Below are 21,840 nucleotides of genomic sequence, written 5' to 3'. Positions count from 1 at the left end.
TATTTGTCGCTTTCAGTCGCTTTCGGCTCGATTTTTCGGTCTCCTGACACGCATTTTATGTCCGATCCGGACTTAACTTCTCGCCTTCCGTTCGCAGCCGCCCGGCGCTACCAGTCGCACGTGCCCGCTCCGAAAGCTCCAGATATGCCGTTTTTCCAGCTTGTCCTGCTCGCCCTCATCCAGGGGATCACCGAGTTCCTGCCGATCTCCTCGTCGGGGCACCTGATCCTGCTGCCCGGCCTGACAGGGCTCGAGGACCAGGGCCAGGTGATCGACGTGGCGGTGCATGTCGGCACGCTTTTCGCCGTTGTGCTCTATTTCTGGGCGGACGTGCGGGTCGCGGCGGCCGGCACGCTGCGGCTTGCGCAGGGACGCATCGACACGCCGGGCGCGTTTCTCGCGCTCTGCCTCGGGATCGCGACGGTGCCGGTGGTGATCGCGGGCCTCGCGCTCAAGCTCACCGGTCTAGACGACGCGCTGCGCTCGGTCGCGGTGATCGGCTGGGCGATGCTGGTCTTCGGTATCGTGCTCTGGTGGTACGACACTCGAAGCCCGACGGTCCGGACCGCCGGACAGTGGACCTTGCGCCACGCCGCGATCCTCGGGCTGTGGCAGGCGATCGCGCTCATCCCGGGCACGTCGCGGTCCGGCATCACGATCACCGGGGCGCGCGCTCTCGGCTACGACCGCCACGGCGCGGCGAAGCTCGCGATGCTCATGTCGATCCCTACGATCCTAGCGTCCGGCGCCGTTCTGGGCGCCGAGGTCGCGGGCAGCGCCGATCTCGCCGCCGCACGGGACGGCGCGATCGCCGCGGCACTGGCGTTTCTCGCCGCGCTCGGGGCGCTGGCGCTGATGATGCGCCTTCTGCGCTCGGTCAGCTTCACGCCCTACGTGATCTACCGGGTCATCCTCGGGCTCGCCCTGCTCGTCTACGCCTATTTCTGAGGGCGCGGGCCACGGACCGGATCGGCCATCGTCACGCCGAGCCGGGCCAGCCGGATCAAAAGCCACGCGGTCGAGAGATGGCGCAGCCGCACTGCGTGCCGGATCCGACCGCGGCGCGTGTCGCGCGCCAGCCGCCAGAGATGCCAGCGAAAGAGCAGGCTGACCCGGCCGCGCGGCAGCGCCGGCCATCCCTCCTCGACCTCTTGCAGGATCTGGGTCACTACCGCGCGCGACGTGGCCGGGGCGGTATCCGTGCCGGGCTCCGGCGGGTCGAAGCGGCCGTGGATCTGCCCGGCGCGCGGGTTGAGCGGCGCGACCGCGGTCCGCGGCGCGTCCGCAGGTGGCGCCTTGCGCCGATCGTCGAACGGCACGGCCAGAAGCTCCGGCGCAAGCGCCGCGAGAATGTCGTGGTAGAAGGCGTAATCGGCCATGTCGCGCGGCCGCAGCGCCGCGGCGCGCGCCGCGCTCGCCGAATGAAACACCGCCACTTGCGTCTTGTAGCTTGCGGCCTGCCCGCCGTGGAACCGCGCCCGGTTCACACGCTGCCAGCGGCCCCAGCCACGGCCCAAATCGACGAGCGGCGCGGTCAGCCGGTCGAGGTACGCCTCCATCTGGTCGCGCCAGCGCGCGCGGTCGCCCCGCCCGAAATAGCCGTAGGCGCGCTCCATGTCGCGCAGCCGCCGTGCCGCCGCATCGGGCGTGTACACGACCTTGTAGCCGTTGCTCGCATGGCCCGAGAAATGCACGTCGCGCGGATCCATGATCCGCGTCGGGATCCGCAACGGCGAGTAGACCCCGGCCGACGTGACGCGCCACGAGGCCAGCGCCGCCGCCTCGTCCAGCACGCGCGCCGGGCGGCCGGAAAGGGCATTGAGCCTCACCCCGGTCGCCGCCGCGACCTTCTCCGCGATCTTGAGGTCGTCGGCGTGCGAGGCATCCGTCAGCGAACGGATTGAGGCCGCGCCCGGCAGGTCCATGTGCCGTTCCACCCAGAGATGGAACGCCGTGACCGCACGACTGTCGATCCCGCCCGAAAGGTGGAAGAACAGCGTGAGCTCCGGATCCTGCCGCAGCGTCGCGATCCGGCCCAGCCAGAGCTCCAGAAACGCGTGCAGCGCCTCGGCGTAGGTGCCCGTCGGCAGCGCCTCGGGCGGCACGACCTCCAGCCGCCCGTCGGTGATGACGATGCGCGCGCCGACGTCGAGGCACGCGATCTCCCGGACCGGCGTGCGATCCGTCGTCAGCTGCTGAAAGAGCTGCTTGCGCGACAGGAATGCGCCGGTCTGCGCGGGATCCTCCGTCAGCGTCACGCCGCGCGCCCGCAGATGCGCCACAAGGTCGATGAAACTGTCCGAGATCGCCCAGGCGAGGCCGTCCGACCAGTAAAACAGGTGCCGGTAGCCGCCGAAATCGGCGCCGACCTCGATCCGTGCGCCGGTGCGGCGCACCAGCACGTGCCGCCCGTCTGCGGACCAAGGCAGCGATCCGCCGGCTGCCTCGTGCGCGGCACGCCCGGCCTCGCCGATGACGAAATCGGTCCCGTCCCAGGCAAAGCCGTCGAGGCGCGCGCCCTCGGACGGCGGATTCAGATCGTCGATGAGAAAGACTGTCACGCACACCCCCTGCCGGCGGTCCGTTCCGTATCACGGGCCCGGGCGCTCCGGAAGGCGGGCCCCACGTGACGTGCCGGCCCGGTGTCAGGCCGCCCCGGGCGTCAGGAGCGGGCGCAACAGCGCGACCGGATGGCGCCGCAGGGTCAGGCGCATGGCGACGAAATCCTCGACGATCTCCTCGCCCTCGCTCATCTCGGGCAGGTGGGCGGCGGGCTCGACGATGCCCTCGCCCTCCATGTCGCCGGCAAAGAGGGGCAGCGGCCGGTCCCCGGCCAGCGCCCGAGCCTCCCAGAGCGCCTCGCGCCGCGACAGCCCGAGCGGGGCAAAGGCGTCGGCCTCGGCGAGCCGGGCAAGCACGGGTGCGCCGAGGCCCGCGCGCCGCCAGACGTCGCGCACGCTGCGGTAGCCGTTTCCGCGCGCGGCGGTCAGCCAGGTGGCGTCCTCCTCGCGCACGCCCTTGATCTGCCGGAAACCCAGCCGCAGCGCGAGCCCCCCGCGCCCGTCGGGTTCGAGCACGTTGTCCCAGTAGCTCGAATCGATGGCGACGGGCCGCACCTCGACATCGTGGGCGCGCGCGTCGCGCACGATCTGCGCGGGCGCGTAGAAGCCCATGGGCTGCGCGTTCAGCAGCGCGCAGGCGAACACCGCCGGATGATGGCACTTGATCCAGGCCGAAGCGTAGACCAGCAGCGCGAAGCTCGCCGCATGGCTCTCGGGAAAGCCGTAGGATCCGAAGCCCTCGATCTGGGAAAAGCAACGCTCCGCAAACTCCGCCTCGTAGCCGTTGCGCGCCATGCCCTTCAGGAACCGATCGCGGAACTCGCTCACGTTGCCGAGCTTCTTGAAGGTGGCCAGCGCCCGGCGCAGCCGGTCGGCCTCGTCCGGGGTGAAGCCGGCGCCGATGATGGCGATCTGCATCGCCTGCTCCTGAAACAGCGGCACGCCCAGCGTCTTGCCCAGCACCTGGCCGAGCTCGTCCGAGGGGAACGACACCTCCTCCTCGCCGTTGCGGCGGCGCAGGTAGGGGTGGACCATGTCGCCCTGGATCGGGCCGGGGCGGATGATCGCCACCTCGATGACGAGATCGTAGAAGTTGCGCGGCCGCATCCGCGGCAGGAAGTTCATCTGCGCCCGGCTCTCGACCTGGAAGACACCGATCGAGTCCGCGCGGCAGAGCATGTCGTAGACGCGCGGATCCTCGGGCGGCAGCGTCGCGAGCGTGTGGTGCTCGCCCCGGTGCATCTTCAGCAGGTCGAAGGCCTTGCGGATGCAGGTGAGCATACCGAGCGACAGCACGTCGACCTTGAGGATGCCCAGCGCCTCGATGTCGTCCTTGTCCCAGCAGATGACGGTGCGGTCCTCCATCGCCGCGTTCTCCACCGGCACCAGCTCGTCGAGCCGCCCCTCGGTCACGACGAAGCCGCCGACATGCTGCGAGAGGTGCCGCGGAAAGCCCTGGATCTCGAAGATCAGTTCCATCGTCAGGCGCAGCCGGTGATCCTCGGGGTCGAGGCCGATCTCGCGCATCCGCTGCTCTTCCAGCCCGTTGGTGGAGAAAAAGCCCCAGAGCTGCGAACTGAGCGCACCGATCGTGTCCTGGCTGAGGCCCATGGCGGCGCCGACCTCGCGGATGGCGCGCTTGCCGCGATAGTGGATCACGGTGGCGCAGAGCCCGGCCCGGTGGCGCCCGTACCGCTCGTAGATGTGCTGGATCACCTCTTCGCGGCGCTCGTGCTCGAAATCGACGTCGATGTCGGGCGGCTCGTCGCGCGCCTCAGAGACGAAGCGCTCGAACACCATGGTGCCGATCTCGGGACTGACGCTGGTGACGCCCATGCAATAGCACACGACCGAGTTCGCCGCCGATCCGCGCCCCTGGCAGAGGATGCCGCGCTCGCGCGCGAAGGCGACGATGTCGCGCACGGTCAGGAAATAGGGCTCGTAGTCGAGCTTCGCGATCAGGTCGAGCTCATGCTCGAGCATCGTCTCGACCTTCTCGGGGGCGCCGCCCGGATAGCGCCAGGCGAGGCCCGACCGGGCGAGCCGGGCGAGCCGGTCGCGCGGCCGCTCGCCGTCCGAGATCTCCGAGGGGTATTCGTAGCGCAGCGAGGCGATGTCGAAGCGGCAGCGCGCCGCCAGCGCCGCCGCGCGGTCGAGCGCCCCGGAATGCCGGCCCAGGAGGCGGCGCATCTCGGCCGGGCCGCGCAGCCGCTGCTCGCCGTTGGCCAGCGCCGCGCGGCCCAGATCGTCGACCCGCAGCCCGAGCCGCACCGCGGTCAGCACGTCGGCGAGGCGCCGGCGGCGGCCGTGATGCATGAGCGGCCGCGCGGTCGCCACGGTCGGCAGGCCGAGTTCCGCCGCCGCCTGCGCCTGCCGGTCGAAGCGGCGGGCGTCGTCGCCATCGTAGCGCGGGGCGAGCCCGAGATGCATCCGCGCCGCGAGACCACGCGCCAGCCGCCGCGCCGGCGGCCGCCACGCCTGCAGCCCGGCCGCATCTTCCGCCGTGGGCCCGTGCAGGATCAGCTCGAGCCCCTCGAGCGCGCCGGCCTCGGGCGCCAGGAGGTCGTCGACCCGCAGATCGCAGGTGCCCTTGGCCGCCCGTCGCCGCCCGGTCGTCAGGAGCCGGCACAGCCGGCCCCAGCCGGCCCGCGTGGCGGCGAGCGCGGTGATCTCGACGCCTTCGGCCAGCACCAGCCGGGCGGCCGGGATCAGCCGCGGCACGTTGCGCACCGGCAGGCCCGGCGGCGGCGGCAGGTGCGCGGGGCACGGCGGGCCCACCGGCCCGTCCGCCGCCTCGGCCGCGTCGCGCTCGGCCACGCGGCGCGCGATCTCCTTCAACCGCACATGCGCGCGCACGATCCCCGCCACCGAGTTTGCGTCGGCGATGGCGATCGCCTCCACCCCCTCGAGCGCCGCGCGCTCCGCGAACTCCTCGGGGTGCGACGCCCCGGTGAGAAAGGTGAAGTTCGAGGTGATCGACAGCTCGACGGTCATGGCGCCCGGACACAGGGATTCGGATGGTGGATCCGCAGTATGTTCCATTTTTGTTCCGATTTTGAGTCCCGATCCACCGCGCCGCGACGTCGCGTTCCGGCCTCCGGACCCGGCCCCGCGGTCTTGACCCCGGCGCAGCGACGGGCAATTCCCACCGCGACATATTCCAAAAGCCGCGGGCCGGCGGGGCGGCGCGACAACAACGGACCGAACGACCATGCAGGACAGCGAACGGCCGCCGGCCAAGCGCGGTGTCGTCTACGTCGCCTGGGGCCGCGACCACGTCGATGTGGCGCGCCGCTCGGCGGCGAGCGTGAAACACTGGAATCCCAGCCTTCTGACCGCGATCTGGTGCCATGCCGACGACGACGTGTCGGGCTTCGACCTGAGCTTCGTGATCCCAGAGGGCCTCAAGCGGCCCAAGGTCAACCTGCTCGGGCAGACGCCGTTCGAAGAGACGCTGTTTCTCGACAACGACACGCTCGTGCGTGAAAACCTGGGATCGCTCTTCGACCTGCTGCAGCGCTACGACATGGCCGGCGCGCAGGTGGCGCTGTGGCATCGCGGGCGCCACAACAAGCCGATCCGCAACGCCCTCCCCGACACCTTTCCGGAGATCAACACCGGCGTGCTGCTCTATCGCCGCAGCCAGGCGGCGCTTGATCTCTTCGACGCGTGGGCGCTGCGCTTTGCCGAGGGCCGGTACGGGATCGACCAGCCGTCCTTTCGCGAGGTTCTGTGGGAAGCCGAAGACCTCGCCTTCTGGGTGCTGCCGCCGCAGTTCAACAAGCGTGTCTACGAGTTGTCCGAGCTGATCTGGTCGGACCAGCCGCGGGCGCGGATCCTCCACCTCGAGCTGCTGCGCCCGCAGAAGAACCCGGTCCTGCGCTGGCTGTCGAACCGCGTGCGCTAGGCGCTCCTCCGCCCTCGCGGGCGGTCGTCGCGGCACCGCTTGCCAGCACCGGACGCGCGTGAGACCGTTTGCCACAACTGTGCCCCTGCCGCGAGGATCCATGCACCACACCGCCACCCACGCCCTGCCCCAGACCGTCGCGCCGCGCAATCCGGGCACGGCGCTCGACCTCGACCGGGTGATGCGCGCGCAGGCCAATCGCTCGGCGATCGAGCGGCGCGCGTCGACGCTGCCCGGCCGGCGCTCGGTCAAGAAGGCGCACCAGGCCGCGTGGCTGGCACGCGCGGTGTCGTGCATCGACCTGACGACGCTGTCGGGCGACGACACGCCGGGGCGCGTCGCGCGGCTGTGCGCCAAGGCGCGCACGCCGATGCGGGCCGACCTGCTCGAGGCGCTCGACCTGCCCGACCTGACGGTGGGGGCCGTCTGCGTCTACCATGACATGATTGCGCCGGCAGTGTCGGCGCTCGAGGGCTCGGGCATTCCCGTCGCGGCGGTGTCGACGGGCTTTCCGGCCGGGCTGTCGCCGTTTCACCTGCGCGTGGCCGAGATCGGCGAGAGCGTGGAGGCCGGCGCGGCGGAAATCGACATCGTGATCTCGCGCCGGCACGTTCTGACCGGCGACTGGCAGGCGCTCTACGACGAAATGCGCGCCTTCCGCAGCGCCTGCGGCGAGGCGCACGTGAAAGCGATCCTCGCGACCGGGGAGCTCGGAACCCTGCGCAACGTGGCCCGCGCGAGCCTCGTTTGCATGATGGCGGGCGCGGATTTCATCAAGACCTCCACCGGCAAGGAGGGCGTGAACGCGACCCTGCCGGTGAGCCTCGTGATGATGCGCGCGATCCGCGACTACCACGACTGGACGGGCCACCGGGTCGGCTACAAGCCGGCGGGCGGCATCTCGAAGGCGAAGGACGCGCTCACGTACCTTGCACTCGTCAAGGAGGAGCTGGGCGACCGCTGGCTTCGGCCGGACCTCTTCCGGTTCGGGGCCTCGTCGCTTCTGGGCGACATCGAACGGCAGATCGAGCATTTCGTGACCGGGGCCTACTCGGCCTCGTGGCGCCATGCCCTGGCCTGAGCGCGGGCGCCGCCCCGTGACATCCAACGTTTGCAGCGAGACAACACCATGACCGTGCGCGAAATCTTCGAGACGATGGAGTACGGATCGGCCCCGGAGGCGGCGGGCGACGCGCTCGCGTGGATCGTCGACCAGGGGTCGCGCTTCGGGCACTTCATCGACGGCGCGTTCGGCGCGCCCGGCGACACGTTCGAGACGCGCAACCCGGCGACCGGCGAGGTTCTGGCCGAGATCACGCAAGGCAGCAGCGCGGACGTGGATCGCGCGGTCAAGGCGGCCCGTGCCGCACAGCCCGGCTGGCAGGACCTCGGCGGGCCGGGACGCGCCCGTTTTCTCTATGCGCTGGCGCGCCTGGTGCAGAAGCATGCGCGGCTCTTCGCGGTGCTCGAGAGCCTGGATTCGGGCAAGCCGATCCGCGAGGCACGCGACATCGACGTGCCGCTGGTGGCGCGGCACTTCTACTACCATGCCGGGCTGGCGCAGCTGTTCGAGACGGAGCGTCCGGGCCGGGCGCCCTGGGGCGTCTGCGGGCAGGTGGTGCCGTGGAACTTCCCGCTGTTGATGCTGGCGTGGAAGATCGCGCCGGCGCTGGCGGCGGGCAATACCGTGGTGCTGAAGCCGGCCGAGTGGACATCGCTCACCGCGCTGCTCTTTGCCGACATCTGCCGGCAGGCGGGCCTGCCCGATGGCGTGGTGAACATCGTCACCGGCGACGGCGCGACCGGCGCGGCGCTGGTGGAGGCGGATGTCGACAAGGTCGCCTTTACCGGGTCGACCGAGGTCGGCCGCCGGATCCGCGAGGCAACCGCCGGGCGCGGAATCGGGCTGACGCTCGAGTTGGGCGGCAAATCGCCCTACATCGTTTTCGAGGACGCGGACCTCGACTCGGCGGTCGAGGGGCTCGTCGACGCGATCTGGTTCAACGGCGGGCAGGTCTGCTGCGCCGGCTCGCGCCTTCTGGTGCAGGAGGGCGTGGCGGAGACGTTCCACGACCGGCTGCGGGCGCGCATGGACAAGCTGCGACTGGGCGATCCGCTCGACAAGTCGATCGACATGGGCGCGATCGTCGATCCGGTGCAGCGCGACCGGATCGCCGCGCTGGTCGACGCCAACGACGAGGGCGAAACCCATGTCGCCGCTTGCGACGTGCCCGAGGGCTGCTTTTACCCGCCGACGCTGGTGACCGGCCTCGGCCCCGCCGCGCGGCTGATGCAGGAAGAGATCTTCGGTCCTGTTCTGGTGTCCACGACCTTCCGGACGCCCGCCGAGGCCGTCGCGCTGGCCAACGACACGCGCTACGGGCTGGCCGCAAGCCTGTGGTCGGAGAACGTGAACACCTGCCTCGACATCGCGCCGAAGCTCGCCGCCGGCGTGGTCTGGGTGAACGGGGCCAACATGTTCGACGCGGCGGCCGGTTTCGGCGGGGTGCGCGAAAGCGGCTTCGGCCGCGAGGGCGGGCCCGAGGGCCTGTCGGCCTACCTGCGACCGGCCCATGCCGGAGCCCCGCTGGCGCGCGTGGCGCCCTTCGACGGCGAGACCGCCGAGCCCGAGGCCGTCGATCGCACCGCGAAGCTCTATATCGGCGGCAAGCAGGCGCGGCCCGACGGCGGCTATGCCCGAGCCGTGCACGACGCGGGCGGCCGGCTGATGGGGCAAGCCCCGATCGCCAACCGCAAGGATGTGCGCAACGCGGTGGAGGCCGCGCGCGGCGCGTCCGGCTGGGCGGGCGCGAGTGCGCATAACCGCGCGCAGGTGATCTACTACATGGCCGAGAACCTGGCCGCACGCCGCGACGAACTGGCCGCGCGACTCGACCGCATGACCGGCACGGGCGACGGAGCGGCCGAGGTCGACGCCGCCGTGGACCGACTGTTTCACTGGGGCGCATGGGCCGACAAGTTCGCCGGCGAGGCCCGCGCGGTGCCGATCCGCGGCATGGCTCTGGCCCTGCGCGAGCCCGTGGGCGTGATCGGCGCGCTCTGCCCCGACGCGACGCCGCTTCTGGGCCTTGTATCGGTGATGGCGCCGGCGATCGCGATGGGCAATCGCACCGTCCTCGTCGTGTCCGAACCCTTCCCCCTCGTGGCCGCCGACCTCGTCCAGGTGCTGGAGACCTCGGACCTGCCCGGCGGCGTGGTGAACCTGCTGACCGGCGCACATGCGGAGCTCGCCCCGGTCCTGGCCACGCATCTCGACGTCGATGCGGTCTGGTCGTTCTCTTCGTCGGACCTGTCCGCCGAGATCGAGAGCGGGGCCGCGAGCAACCTCAAGCGCACCTGGGTGAACGACCGGCGCGACCGCGACTGGCACGGCGCCGCCGGCGCCGATCCCGCGTTCCTCGAACACGCGACCGAGGTGAAGACCGTCTGGATTCCCTACGGCGCCTGATCGTTACCGCGCGTGTTGCCCTGTCGCAGCACGGTGACATTGAGAAGTCACACGGCCGATGCTATCTTTACACTACGCGGCGCGCTGGGACGCGCGGCGATGGTGATCTCAAAAGGAGGACGATGTCCTGTCACTCTTCACTGACGCGGCACATGCCGCCGAAGGGGGCCGCCCTATGAACGGACTGGCCCAGACGGATGCCACGAGCGAAATGCAGCTCGCATCCATACTCGCCATCCTCGATGACATGAAGGCCGAAAACGTCGTGGAGATCGATCTCCGCGGCAAGAGCGCGATCGGCGACTACATGATCGTGTGTTCGGGCCGGTCGTCGCGGCAGGTCGTGTCGATCGCGGAAAAGCTGACCGAGGAGCTGAAGTCCCGTCACGGCGTCGCGTCGAAGACCGAGGGCAAGGACAGCGGCGACTGGGTGCTGATCGATACGGGCGACGTGATCGTGCACGTGTTCCGCCCCGAAGTGCGCGAGTTCTACCAGATCGAGAAGATGTGGATGCCGGTCGCGCCGTCGCGGGGCATCGGCCACTAGCCCTTGCGGATCCATCTCTGTGTCGTCGGGCGGCTCCGGTCGGGCCCGGAGCACGCCCTCGTCGACGACTATCTCGGCCGGTTCGACAAGTCCGGCCGGGGGCTCGGCCTCGGGCCCGCCCGCATCATCGAGGTCGAGGATCGCAAGGGTGGCGGCATGGCCGCCGAAGCGGCGCTGCTGCGCCGCGCCCGGCCGTCCGGTGCGCTCTGCACGCTCGATGAACGCGGCCGCACCATGACGTCGATCGAATTTGCCGACACGCTCGCGCGGCTGCGCGACCAGGGGGTTCAGGACCTGTCCTTCGTCATCGGAGGTGCCGACGGGATCGATCCCGACCTGCGCACCGAAGCCGATCTGTCGCTCAGCTTCGGTGCGATGGTCTGGCCGCACATGCTGGCGCGGGTGATGCTGGCCGAACAGCTCTACCGGGCCGCGTCTATCCTCGCGGGAAGTCCCTACCACCGTGCATGACGCCGCGCCGGGCTCAGGTGCCTCGCACCAGCATCACCGACGCTTTCGAATCGCGGGCGACCGCGCCGCCGTTCGACGACCAGAAGTGATCGAAGAAATTCGGGTCGTGCGAGGCCATAATGATGAGGTCCGCGCCCATCTCCTCGGCCGCGTGGACGAGCGCGTTGTCCAGATCCGCGCGCTGATCGTGCAGGATCAGCGCATGGCTGTCGGCTTCGATCCCATGGGCCTCAGCCTGCGCCTTTGCGAATGCGCCGAGCTTCTCGCGGAACTCCTCGGGGGTATGCGCGATCTCGGACGGCGTGGCGTTCGACGCCGACACGTAAGTCACTTTCGCGTCGTGCTGGCGCGCGGCCTCGGCGGTGGCCTTCAGCGCGCGGTCGAGCTTGTCGGTCGATTTCAGATCGACGGGTGCCATGATGTGCTTGAACATGCGAAACCTCCTTCGGACCAGATGGAGCGGAGCGCCGCCGGCCGTGTTGCCCGGCCGCCCCCGCGCGGCCGAACCGGGCCGCGTTTCCTGAGTCTAACACGAAGAGGCGCCGCCTAGGTCCATGACCGGGATCAGCCGAAGGCGGCCGCAGCGCGCTCCGTCGCCGGAAGCGCCGCCATGCGGTCGAGCCAGGCGGCCAGGGCCGGCGGCGCCGTCAGTCCGGCCCGGTCGATCCAACGGGCGTAGCCCCAGACCGCGCAATCGCCGATCCCCGGCGCTTCGCCGTGCAGGAACGGCCCGGCGCCGAGCAACGTCTCGAACTGCGCCGCGTCCGCGGCGTAGCGCCCCGCGAGCCATGCGACCGCGCCGTCTGGAAACGCGTCACCGCCAGGGCGGCGCGCCTCGATCAGCTGCGGCACGCACATGCCGATCCGGTTGGCCTCCCACATCAGGATCGTCCGGCCCCGCCGCAGGCCCGAGGCACTCTCGCCCCCGAGCGTGGCGAACCGATCGGCGATCTCCATGAGGATCGCGCCGGATTGCGTCAGCGCGACGCCGTCGAGCTCCAGGAGCGGAACCTGCCCGAGCGGGCTCCTGGCGCGGAAGAGGTCCGGACGGGTCTCCGGCGCGGCCCAGATATCCACGACCTCGACGCCGTGATCTATCCCGGCAAGATGGAGGGCCAGCGCGACCTTGACCGCATGGCCCGAATCGCGATGGCCCCAAAGGACGGCGCGGGCGCCGTCAGATGCCGACATCGACGATCGCCTGCGCGAGCTTCGGCACCGTGTCGCGGTTGAGCCCGGCGATGTTCATGCGGCTGTCGCCCACCATGTAGATGCCGTGATCGGCGCGCAGCTTCTCGACCATTTCGGGACTGCAGCCGAGGCGCGAGAACATGCCGCGATGCTCGGCCAGGAATTCGAACCGGTCGGAGTTCGACCGCTGGCGCAGCTCGTCGGCCAGAAGCCGGCGCAACTCCAGCATGCCGGTGCGCACCTCCTCCAGTTCCGCCTCCCAGTCGGCGCGCAATTCGTCGTCGCCCAGCACCATCAGCACCAGCCGGGCACCGTGATCGGGCGGGAACGAGTAGTTCTGCCGGTTGAGATAGGCCAGCGTGCCCTGCGTCACCTTCTTGCGGGACGGGTCCTGCGACACCGCCATCAGGATGCCGGTCCGCTCCCGGTAGATGCCGAAATTCTTCGAACACGACGCGGCGATGATCGTCTCCGGGCAGGCCTCCACCACGGCGCGCGTCGCCGCGGCATCGGCCTCGAGCCCGTCGCCGAAGCCCTGGTAGGCAAGGTCGATCATCGGGATCGCGCCCACCTCGTTGATCTTCTCGATCGCGTGCTTCCACTCGACCATCGACAGGTTCGCGCCCGTCGGGTTGTGGCAGCAGCCGTGCAGCAGCACGATGTCGCCCGGCCGCGCCTTGAGGATGTCGGCGATCATGCCCGCGAAGTCGACGCCGCCGGTGTCGCTGTCGAAGTAGCGGTAGGGCGCGACCGGCAGGCCCATGTGCTTGAGGATCGACAGGTGGTTGGGCCAGGTCGGGTCGGACACGTGGATCGTGGCGTCCGGGTTGGCCAGCCGCACCATGTCGAAGCCCTGCCGCACCGCGCCGGTGCCGCCGGGCGTCGCCACGGCGGCCACCTGCTCGGCCGAAACGCTGTCGCCGAGGACCAGGTCCCGCATCCGTTCGGCAAAGAGGGGATCGCCGGCGAGCCCGGTATAGGCCTTCGTCGTCTCCTCGTCCCAGAGCCGCTTCTCCGCGGCCTTGACGGCCCGCATGATCGGGGTGTTGCCGTGCGCGTCCTTGTAGACCCCGACGCCGAGATCGATCTTGTCCTCGCGCGGGTCCTCGCGGAACGCCTGCATCAGGGCGAGGATCTTGTCGGCGGGCTGCTCCTTGAGCTGGTCGAACATGCGCTGTCTCCGGATGGCCGCGCGCGGGCGGCAGGAACTGTGGGGGGCGGGGCGGCCGGCGCCTCAGGCGTCGCCGGTCGCGACGGGCACGGTGGGCGAGGCGCCCCATTCGGACCACGACCCATCGTAGAGCGAATGGTCGCGCTTGCCCATGCGTTCCATCGCAAGGCTCAGCACCGCCGCGGTGACGCCGGATCCGCAGGTGGTGATCGCCGGTTTGTCGAGGTCGACCCCCGCCTCGGCAAAGACCGCGCGCAGCGCCTCGGGCGACTTCATCGTGCCGTCGTCGTTAAGCAATGCGGCGTAATGCACGTTGCGCGATCCGGGGATGTGACCCGCACGCATTCCGGGGCGCGGCTCCGGCGCATCGCCACGGAACCGCTCGGGAGAGCGCGCGTCGACGATCTCGGCGTCGCCCAGCTTCGATGCGGCCGAAACCTGCGTCACGTCGCGCACCATCTGCGCCTGCCTGCGCACCGTCATGTGCCGGTCGCGGACGATCGGCGGCATGTCCTCCACGGGCCGGTCCTCGGCCCGCCATTTCGCAAAGCCGCCGTCGAGCACCGCGACGTCCGCATGCCCCATGAGCCGGAACAGCCACCAGACGCGCGCCGCCGAAAACAGCCCGGCCCCGTCGTAGACCACCACCTGGTGTCCGTCGCCGACGCCCATCGCCCGCATCCGCGACATGAACTTCTCGGGCGGCGGCGCCATGTGCGGCAGCTCCGAGCGGCGGTCGCTGGTCTCGTCGAGATCGAAGAATCGCGCGCCCGGGATGTGCGCCTCGGCGTATTCCGCCTTCGGGTCGCGCCCGGCATCGGGCAGGTACCAACTCGCGTCCAGCACGCGCAGGTCGGGATCCTGAAGATGCCGCGCGAGCCAGTCGGTCGACACGAGCGTCCGGGGATCGTCTTCCGCCATCGCAGCCCCTCTCCTCTCCGCGGGTCCCTGCCGTGCTTACGGCGCGCCCGGGGCAGAGGCAAGGCCGGCCGCCGCGATCGCGCCGGCCGCGTTTCCCGGCGATCCGTCTCTTCATCTTGCCGATAAACCCCGGGGAGCGCGAGGGGCTGGCCCCTCGCATTCCGCCGGCGCGGCCGGGCAGCGGCGCCGGGCGGGCGCGTCTGCAGCGGCGCCGGGCCGGCGCGTCAGCCGTCGCGGCGGATGACCTCGTTCTTCGGATCGTAGGGCGAATCCTCGGTCACCTCGGCATCCCACAGCGCGTCCATGATCCGCACTTTCAGGCGGGTGCCCGGCTGCGCGAGCCCCGGCCGCACGTAACCCATGCCGATCGCCTTGCCGAACGCGACGGAATACCCGCCCGAGGTCAGCCGCCCGACGCGCTCGCCGTCCTCGGTAAAGAGCGCCTCGCGGCCCCACGGGTCGGCGTCCTCGGGCCCGTCGATCAGCAGCGTGCAGCAGCGCGACCGGATCCCGGTCTCGAGCATCGCCGGCTTGCCGGTATAGGGCCGGGTGCAATCGACGAAGCGGTCGAGACCGGCCTCGAGCGGCGTGGCGTCGCGGCCGAGCTCGTGGCCGAAGGCGCGGTAGGATTTCTCCATCCGGAGCCAGTTCTGCGCGCGGCCGCCCACGAGTTTCAGCCCGTGCGGCCGGCCGGCGTCCATCAGGCGATCCCACAGGTGGGCCGACATCTCGATCGGGTGGTGCAGCTCCCATCCCAGCTCGCCCGTGTAGGCGACGCGCAGCGCCATGACCGGCACCATGCCAAGTTCGATGTTGCGCATGGACAGCCACGGGAAACGCTTGTTCGACAGCGCCGTCGTGGGGTCGGCGTCGCGCACGAGCGTGGTCAGCACGTCGCGCGATTTGGGCCCAGCGATAGCGAAGACGCCCCACTGGCTGGTGATGTCCTGGATCGTCACGTGGCCGCCGCCGGCAGCCATGTAATCTTCGGCCGCCTTTCTCAGGTAATCGCCGTCATAGGCGGCCCATGCGCCTGCCGAGACGAGGTAGAAATCCTGCTCGCCGCGGCGGACGATGGTGTATTCGGTGCGCACCGTCCCGGCCGCGCTCAGCGCGTAGGTCAGGTTGATGCGTCCGACATTGGGCAGCTTGTTGCAGGTGAACCCCGACAGGAATTCGGCTGCGCCGGGCCCGGTGACCGCGTGCTTGGCAAAGGCCGTCGCGTCGATCAGGCCGACGCCCTCGCGGATCGCCTTGGCCTCGTCCACGGCGTATTGCCACCATCCGCCGCGGCGGAAGGACCGCGCGTCGTGGTCGAAGCTGTCCGGCGCGTCCTTCGGCCCGTAGTAGTTCGGCCGCTCCCAGCCGTTGACGCAGCCGAACTGCGCGCCCTCGGCCTTCTGGCGGTCGTAGCACGGGCCCGTGCGCAGCGGCCGGCAGGCCGGGCGCTCCTCGTCGGGATGGTGCAGGATGTAGACGTGTTCGTAGGCCTCCTCGTTCTTGCGGGCGGCGTACTCGGTTGTCATCCAGTCCTCGCCGAAGCGCTTGGGATCGAGCGAGGCCATGTCGATCTCGGCCTCGCCGTCGACCATCATCTGCGCGAGGTAGTATCCCGCGCCGCCGGCGGCGGTGATCCCGAAGGAGAAGCCCTCGGCCAGCCACATGTTGCGCAGGCCCGGCGCCGGGCCGATCAGCGGGTTGCCGTCGGGCGTGTAGCAGATCGGTCCGTTGAAATCGTCCTTGAGGCCCACCGTCTCGGTCGAGGGGATGCGGTGGATCATCGACATGTATTCCTCCTCGATCCGCTCGAGGTCGAGCGGGAAGAGGTCGGCGCGGAAGCTGTCGGGCACGCCGTATTCGAAGCGCGCCGGCGCGTTCAGCTCGTAGGGTCCGAGGATCCAGCCGCCACGCTCCTCGCGGACATACCACTTGGCGTCGGCGTCGCGGATCACCGGGTGCTGCTCGTGGCTCTTGCGGTACTCGACCAGCGCCGGGTCGGGCTCGGTCACGATGAACTGGTGCTCGACCGGGATCGCCGGCATCTTGATGCCGAGCTGGCGCGCGGTGCGCTGCGCGTGGTTGCCGGTGGCGGTCACCACGTGCTCGGCGGAGACGATCGTGGTCTCGTCGGAGGGCACGAGGTTGCCGCCCTTCTCGACCATCTTGGTCAGCGTGACGTCCCAGTGGTCGCCCTTCCACGCGTAGCCGTCGACCTGCCATTTCCGTTCGATGGTGACCCCGCGCCGCCGCGCGCCCTTGGCCATCGCCATCGTCACGTCGGCGGGGTTAATGTAGCCGTCCGTGGGGTGGTAGATCGCGCCCTTGAGGTCGTCGGTGTGGATCAGCGACCAGCGGTCCCGGATCTGCGCCGGCGTCATCCATTCGAACGGCACGCCGCAGGTCTCGGCGGTGGTGGCGTAGAGGCGATACTCGTCCATCCGGGCGTCGGTCTGCGCCATGCGCAGGTTGCCGACGACGAAGAAGCCCGCGTCGAGGCCCGTCTCTTCCTCGAGCGTCTTGTAGAACCGGATCGAATAGTCGTGGATGTGCGTCGTCGCGTACGACATGTTGAAATAGGGCAGCAGGCCGGCAGCGTGCCAGGTCGAGCCGCTGGTCAGCTCGTCACGCTCCAGCAGCATGACGTCCTGCCAGCCGGCCCTGGCGAGATGGTAGGCGATCGAGGTGCCGACGGCGCCGCCGCCGACGACGAGTGCTTTGACCTGAGACTTCATCCGGACGACTCCTGAGCGATTTCCGCATTCGATAGCGCAGGCCCGTCCACGGTGCTGCGGGAGCGCGACTCCACATCGCCGGTTTCCGACATTGTGCGCCGCCGCGGCCCCCGGACTGTGGCAGAATCGCGCTGATTTGGGGGCCCCGGCCCCTTTCGCCGCGCCCGTCGCCTGCCTATAAGGGCGCCGGCCCGCCGCTCTTTCCCAGAGTCGCGGGCCCAATGCCATTCGGGGGACGGAAGCATGTTCGGCTTGGACAGATTGATGGGCGCCTTCTCGGCGGATATGGCGATCGACCTCGGGACGGCGAACACGCTCGTCTACGTCAAGGGACGCGGCATCATCCTGTCGGAACCCTCGGTCGTCGCGTATCACGTCAAGGACGGCCAGAAGAAGGTGCTCGCCGTGGGCGAGGACGCCAAGCTGATGCTCGGACGAACCCCGGGCTCGATCGAGGCGATCCGGCCGATGCGCGAGGGCGTGATCGCCGACTTCGACGTTGCCGAGGAGATGATCAAGCACTTCATCCGCAAGGTGCATCGGCGCTCGACCTTCTCGAAACCGAAGATCATCGTCTGCGTGCCGCACGGCGCAACGCCGGTGGAGAAACGCGCGATCCGGCAATCGGTGCTTTCGGCGGGCGCGCGCAAGGCGGGCCTGATCGCGGAGCCGATCGCGGCGGCCATCGGCGCGGGCATGCCGATCACCGACCCCACGGGCTCCATGGTCGTCGATATCGGCGGCGGCACCACCGAGGTCGCGGTCCTGTCGCTGGGCGACATCGTCTATGCGCGGTCGGTCCGCGTCGGCGGCGACCGGATGGACGAGGCGATCATCAACTACCTCCGGCGCCAGCAGAACCTGCTGATCGGCGAATCGACCGCCGAGCGAATCAAGACATCCATCGGCACGGCGCGTATGCCCGACGACGGCCGCGGCTCGTCGATGCAGATCCGCGGTCGCGACCTGTTGAACGGCGTGCCGAAGGAGACCGAGATCAGCCAGGCGCAGGTGGCCGAAGCGCTGGCCGAACCGGTGCAGACGATCTGCGAGGCGGTGATGACGGCGCTCGAGGCGACGCCACCGGATCTGGCCGCCGACATCGTCGATCGCGGCGTCATGCTGACCGGGGGCGGGGCGCTCCTGGGCGATCTGGATCTGGCGCTGCGCGAGCAGACCGGCCTCGCGGTGTCGATCGCCGACGAGTCGCTGAACTGCGTGGCGCTCGGCACCGGCAAGGCGCTCGAATACGAGAAGCAGCTTCGCCACGCGATTGACTACGACAGTTGAGACCGTGACCGTGGGTCAGAGGGTTCACGTTGGCACGAGACCGTTCCAGTGACGATTTCACGGGACCGCTGAAGCGACTGCTTCTGGCGGTCACGCTGTTCTGCCTCATTGCCCTGTTCCTGGTCTGGCGCATCGACAGCCCCCGCGTCGAACGTTTTCGCGCGCAGGTCGTCGATGCCGTGGTGCCGCGTATGGACTGGGCGATGGCGCCGGTGACCGCCACGGTCGAGCTGTTCCGCGACTTCGAGAGCTACCGCAACATCACCGAGCAGAATCGCGAGCTGCGCCGCGAGCTGCGCCAGATGACCGCGTGGAAAGAGGCGGCGCTGCAGCTCGAGCAGGAGAATGCGCGCCTGCGCGATCTCAACAACGTGCGTCTGGACCCGAAGCTCACCTACATCACCGGCGTGGTCCTGGCGGATTCCGGCTCCCCGTTCCGGCAGTCGGTCCTGATCAACGTGGGCAGCCGCGACGGCATCGTCGACGGCTGGGCGACGATGGACGGCATCGGGCTCGTCGGGCGGATCTCCGGCGTGGGCGCGAACACCAGCCGGGTGATCCTGCTGACCGACGCGACGAGCCGGATCCCGGCGCTGATCCAGCCGTCGGGCCAGCGTGCGCTCGTCACCGGTGACAACTCTTCGGCGCCTCCCATCGATTTCCTCGAGAACCCGGACCTCGTGCGCCCGGGCGACCGGATCGTCACGTCGGGCGACGGCGATGTCTTTCCGCCGGGCCTGCTTATCGGACAGGTGGCGCAGGATTCCGGCGGGCGTCTGCGCGTGCGTCTTGCCGCGGATTACGAGCGGCTGGAGTTTCTTCGGGTGCTGCGCGATCACGGCGCCCGGCAGGTCACGACACCATCGGCGCTGGTGCTGCCCGAAGAGCCGCCGGCCGCGCCCGAGCCGCAGACGCCCGAGGACGCCCCGTCGCCCGAGCCGGTGCCGGAGGCCGTCGATGGCTGAACGGGTCGCTTTCGCGTCACCAACCGCGTCGGTGCCGCCCCGGTGCCCGCGCATCGTCACGCTGGCCACCCGCAGCGCATCGCGGCGCCCCGTGCCACCGTCGCCGGAAGCCGCCACGCGGCCGGGCAGGTCGACATGATCGACGCCGCGATCCTGCGCCTCTGGACGCTGCGCATCGCCTATGTCGCGCTGTGTCTTGCCGTGATGTTCTTCAGCCTTCTGCCGCTCGACATGACGCCGGGCCGGGTGGCGGGGCCGGACCTGATCGTCGCGCTGACCTTCGCCTGGGCGTTGCGGCGCCCGGACGTGGTGCCGACGCTGCTCGTGGCCGCAATGGCGCTTCTCGCCGATCTGGTGTTCCAGCGGCCGCCGGGGCTCTGGGCCGCGCTCACCGTCGCGATGACCGAGAGCCTCAAGATGCGCGAGCGCTATACCCGCGAGCCGGCCTTCGCGCTGGAGTGGGTCTCGGTCACGGTCGGCCTGATCGTGATGGCGCTGATCTATCAAATCGTTCAGCTCCTCCTTATAATTCCCACTGCGAACGGCACGCTCCTGCTGATGCAGACGGTGCTGACCGTCCTCGTCTATCCGGCGGTGGTCGCGGTCAGTCTCGTCGTCTTCGGGCTTCGGCGTTCGCGGCCGGGTGACGGCGACCGGGTAGGGTTCGGAACATGAGACGCACATCGAAGGACAGCGCCGACAGCGCGCGTCGCATCACCCGCCGGGGGATGATCCTCGGGGGTGTGCAACTCGGCTTCGCGACCGTGCTGGCGATGCGCATGCGCTACATGCAGGTCGACCAGGGCGAGGAATTCCGCCTTCTGGCCGAGGAGAACCGCGTCAACCTGCGGCTCATCCCGCCGGCGCGCGGTCAGATCTTCGACCGCAACGGCGTTGTCATCGCGGCGAACGAGCCCGCCTACCGCATCACAGTGGTGCGCGAGGATGCCGGCGATCTCGAAAGCACGATCGCGCGGCTCGCCACGCTGGTGGAGCTCGACCCCAGCGAGATCGAACGCGCCATCGCCGAAATGCAGCGGTCCGCCCCGTTCCTGCCGGTCACCGTGGCCGACCGCGTGAGCTGGGATTCGGTCAGCCGCGTCGCCGCCAACGCGCCGGCCCTGCCCGGCGTGAATCCCGAGGTCGGGCTGTCGCGCCACTATCCGCATGGCGAGATCTACGCCCATGTCGTCGGCTACGTGCAACCGGTGTCCGAGCGCGACCTCGCCCGCTACGAGGATCCCGATCCGGTTCTGCGGATCCCGCGGTTCCAGTTCGGCAAGATCGGTGTCGAGACCAAGTACGAGGACATGCTGCGCGGCCGCGCCGGATCCAAGCGGGTCGAGGTGAACGCCGCGGGGCGCGTCATGCGCGAACTCGACCGGCGCGAGGGCGAGGCCGGGGCCGACCTGCAGCTGACCGTCGACACGCGCCTGCAGGACTACATCCACGCTCGGCTCGGCGACGAAAGCGCCTCGGTCGTGGTGATGGATCTCGAGCACGGCGATCTTCTGGCCATCGCGTCGGCTCCGGGCTTCGATCCCAACAAGTTCGTACGCGGGATTTCCTACGACGACTACGGCGCGCTGCAGGGCGACGAGCGCGCGCCGCTCGTGTCCAAGACTGTGCAGGGCTTCTACCCGCCGGGGTCGACCTTCAAGATGGTGACGGCGCTGGCGGCGCTTGAGGCCGGGATTACCGGGCCGGGCAACACCGTGTGGTGCCCGGGGCACCTCAAGGTCGGATCTCGCCGGTTCCATTGCTGGAAGCGCGCGGGCCACGGCCACATGAACCTCGAGAACGCGCTGATGCAGTCGTGCGACGTCTATTTCTACGAAATGGCGCTGCGCGTGGGCATCGACAAGATCGCCGAGATGGGCCGCAAGCTCGGCCTTGGCGCGATCCACGATGTCCCGATGTCCGCGGTGGGCGAAGGCATCATGCCCGACAAGGCGTGGAAGCGGGAACGCTGGAACCAGGAGTGGCGCATCGGCGACACGGTCAACTGCTCGATCGGGCAAGGCGACGTGCTGACCTCGCCTCTGCAGCTCGCGGTCATGACCGCGCGGCTCGCGACGGGGCGGAGCATCTCGCCACGGCTGGTTCGCTCGATCGACGGGGTCGAGGAGCCCTCGCGCGGCGGCGAGCCGATCGGGCTGAACGAGAATCACCTGCGCTGGATCCGCGCCGCGATGTACGACGTGTCGAACAACCGCCGCGGCACCGCCTACCGCTCGCGCATCATCGCCGAAGAGATGCGCATGGCCGGCAAGACCGGCACGAGCCAGGTGCGCAACATCACAGCGGCCGAGCGCGCGCGCGGCGTCACCCGCAACGAGGACCTGCCGTGGAACCGGCGCGATCACGGGCTGTTCGTGAACTACGCGCCCTATGACAACCCGCGCATCGCCGTGGCCACCATCGTCGAGCATGGCGGCGGCGGATCGTCGGCCGCGGCCCCGATCGCGCGCGACGTGACGCTGCAGGCACTTTACGAGGGTGATCCGCCGGTCGAGGCCTACCCGACCGCCGACCGCGACCGGATCCAGGAGCTGCAGGAGAATCTGCGCCAGCGCCGCCAAATGGCGCCCGACGAACGCACGAGCCGCGCATGA

Annotated in this window: 17 protein-coding genes; 10 read left to right on the top strand and 7 right to left on the bottom strand. The window is 69.8% G+C overall.

Features of this window, described 5'->3' with window-relative positions:
• The first annotated feature begins 144 nt into the window (after window positions 1-144).
• On the top strand, window positions 145-948 hold the full coding sequence (locus ROJ8625_RS17570) for an undecaprenyl-diphosphate phosphatase (protein ID WP_085793223.1): 804 nt from the start codon (window positions 145-147) through the stop codon (window positions 946-948).
• Here the strand turns inward: ROJ8625_RS17570 and ROJ8625_RS17565 are convergent.
• A complete protein-coding gene (locus tag ROJ8625_RS17565) occupies window positions 939-2,561 on the bottom strand; it encodes an asparagine synthase-related protein (protein WP_159456795.1) in 1,623 nt (540 codons plus the stop codon). The two genes, ROJ8625_RS17570 and ROJ8625_RS17565, sit on opposite strands and share 10 nt — an antisense overlap.
• 84 nt (window positions 2,562-2,645) lie before the next feature.
• A complete protein-coding gene (locus ROJ8625_RS17560) occupies window positions 2,646-5,555 on the bottom strand; it encodes an error-prone DNA polymerase (protein WP_085793221.1) in 2,910 nt (969 codons plus the stop codon).
• Window positions 5,556-5,772: 217 nt separating this feature from the next.
• Between ROJ8625_RS17560 and ROJ8625_RS17555 the strand changes: the two genes are divergently transcribed.
• From ROJ8625_RS17555 to rlmH, 5 genes are all read left to right on the top strand, one after another.
• A complete protein-coding gene (locus ROJ8625_RS17555) occupies window positions 5,773-6,468 on the top strand; it encodes a glycosyltransferase family protein (RefSeq protein ID WP_085793220.1) in 696 nt (231 codons plus the stop codon).
• A 100-nt stretch (window positions 6,469-6,568) separates the two neighbouring features.
• Entirely contained in the window at window positions 6,569-7,549 is a 981-nt protein-coding gene (deoC, locus tag ROJ8625_RS17550) for a deoxyribose-phosphate aldolase (RefSeq protein WP_085793219.1), read from the top strand.
• A 48-nt stretch (window positions 7,550-7,597) separates the two neighbouring features.
• Window positions 7,598-9,937 carry an aldehyde dehydrogenase family protein gene (locus ROJ8625_RS17545; protein WP_085793218.1) on the top strand — a complete coding sequence of 780 codons (2,340 nt, stop codon included), beginning with the start codon at window positions 7,598-7,600 and terminating at the stop codon, window positions 9,935-9,937.
• A gap of 175 nt (window positions 9,938-10,112) precedes the next feature.
• Window positions 10,113-10,484 carry a ribosome silencing factor gene (gene rsfS, locus ROJ8625_RS17540; RefSeq protein WP_085793217.1) on the top strand — a complete coding sequence of 124 codons (372 nt, stop codon included), beginning with the start codon at window positions 10,113-10,115 and terminating at the stop codon, window positions 10,482-10,484.
• 3 nt (window positions 10,485-10,487) lie between these two features.
• Window positions 10,488-10,955, top strand: coding sequence for a 23S rRNA (pseudouridine(1915)-N(3))-methyltransferase RlmH (gene rlmH / locus ROJ8625_RS17535; protein ID WP_085793216.1), 468 nt, complete (start codon window positions 10,488-10,490; stop codon window positions 10,953-10,955).
• A gap of 13 nt (window positions 10,956-10,968) precedes the next feature.
• Here the strand turns inward: rlmH and ROJ8625_RS17530 are convergent, their stop codons facing one another.
• The 5 genes from ROJ8625_RS17530 to ROJ8625_RS17510 form a co-directional block, all read right to left on the bottom strand.
• On the bottom strand, window positions 10,969-11,388 hold the full coding sequence (locus tag ROJ8625_RS17530) for a universal stress protein (RefSeq protein WP_085793215.1): 420 nt from the start codon (window positions 11,386-11,388) through the stop codon (window positions 10,969-10,971).
• Window positions 11,389-11,519: 131 nt separating this feature from the next.
• Window positions 11,520-12,146, bottom strand: a complete 627-nt coding sequence (locus ROJ8625_RS17525; RefSeq protein WP_085793214.1) for a glutathione S-transferase family protein — start codon at window positions 12,144-12,146, stop codon at window positions 11,520-11,522.
• Window positions 12,133-13,317, bottom strand: a complete 1,185-nt coding sequence (locus ROJ8625_RS17520) for an amino acid aminotransferase (protein ID WP_085793213.1) — start codon at window positions 13,315-13,317, stop codon at window positions 12,133-12,135. The genes ROJ8625_RS17525 and ROJ8625_RS17520 overlap by 14 nt, the downstream gene beginning before the upstream one ends.
• A gap of 63 nt (window positions 13,318-13,380) precedes the next feature.
• A complete protein-coding gene (gene sseA, locus ROJ8625_RS17515) occupies window positions 13,381-14,238 on the bottom strand; it encodes a 3-mercaptopyruvate sulfurtransferase (RefSeq protein WP_085793212.1) in 858 nt (285 codons plus the stop codon).
• 224 nt (window positions 14,239-14,462) lie between these two features.
• Window positions 14,463-16,970, bottom strand: a complete 2,508-nt coding sequence (locus ROJ8625_RS17510) for a GcvT family protein (RefSeq protein WP_085793211.1) — start codon at window positions 16,968-16,970, stop codon at window positions 14,463-14,465.
• Window positions 16,971-17,213: 243 nt separating this feature from the next.
• On the opposite strand from ROJ8625_RS17510, the gene ROJ8625_RS17505 reads away from it, so the two are divergent.
• The 4 genes from ROJ8625_RS17505 (at window position 17,214) to mrdA (ending at window position 21,840) form a co-directional block, all read left to right on the top strand.
• Window positions 17,214-18,260: a rod shape-determining protein gene (locus tag ROJ8625_RS17505; protein ID WP_085793210.1), complete on the top strand. Its 1,047-nt coding sequence runs from the start codon at window positions 17,214-17,216 to the stop codon at window positions 18,258-18,260.
• Between the two features lie 29 nt (window positions 18,261-18,289).
• Entirely contained in the window at window positions 18,290-19,225 is a 936-nt protein-coding gene (gene mreC / locus ROJ8625_RS17500; protein WP_085793209.1) for a rod shape-determining protein MreC, read from the top strand.
• A gap of 135 nt (window positions 19,226-19,360) precedes the next feature.
• The gene (locus ROJ8625_RS17495; RefSeq protein ID WP_085793208.1) at window positions 19,361-19,900 is read left to right on the top strand and encodes a rod shape-determining protein MreD; all 540 of its coding nucleotides are present in this window, start codon (window positions 19,361-19,363) and stop codon (window positions 19,898-19,900) included.
• Window positions 19,897-21,840, top strand: coding sequence for a penicillin-binding protein 2 (mrdA, locus tag ROJ8625_RS17490; RefSeq protein ID WP_085793207.1), 1,944 nt, complete (start codon window positions 19,897-19,899; stop codon window positions 21,838-21,840). Before ROJ8625_RS17495 ends, mrdA begins: the two co-directional genes overlap by 4 nt.

The sequence above is a fragment of the Roseivivax jejudonensis genome, from assembly GCF_900172265.1.
Lineage (GTDB): Bacteria > Pseudomonadota > Alphaproteobacteria > Rhodobacterales > Rhodobacteraceae > Roseivivax > Roseivivax jejudonensis.
Note: the sequence above shows the minus strand (reverse complement) of the source record. Positions and strands in the feature narration are given on the sequence as shown.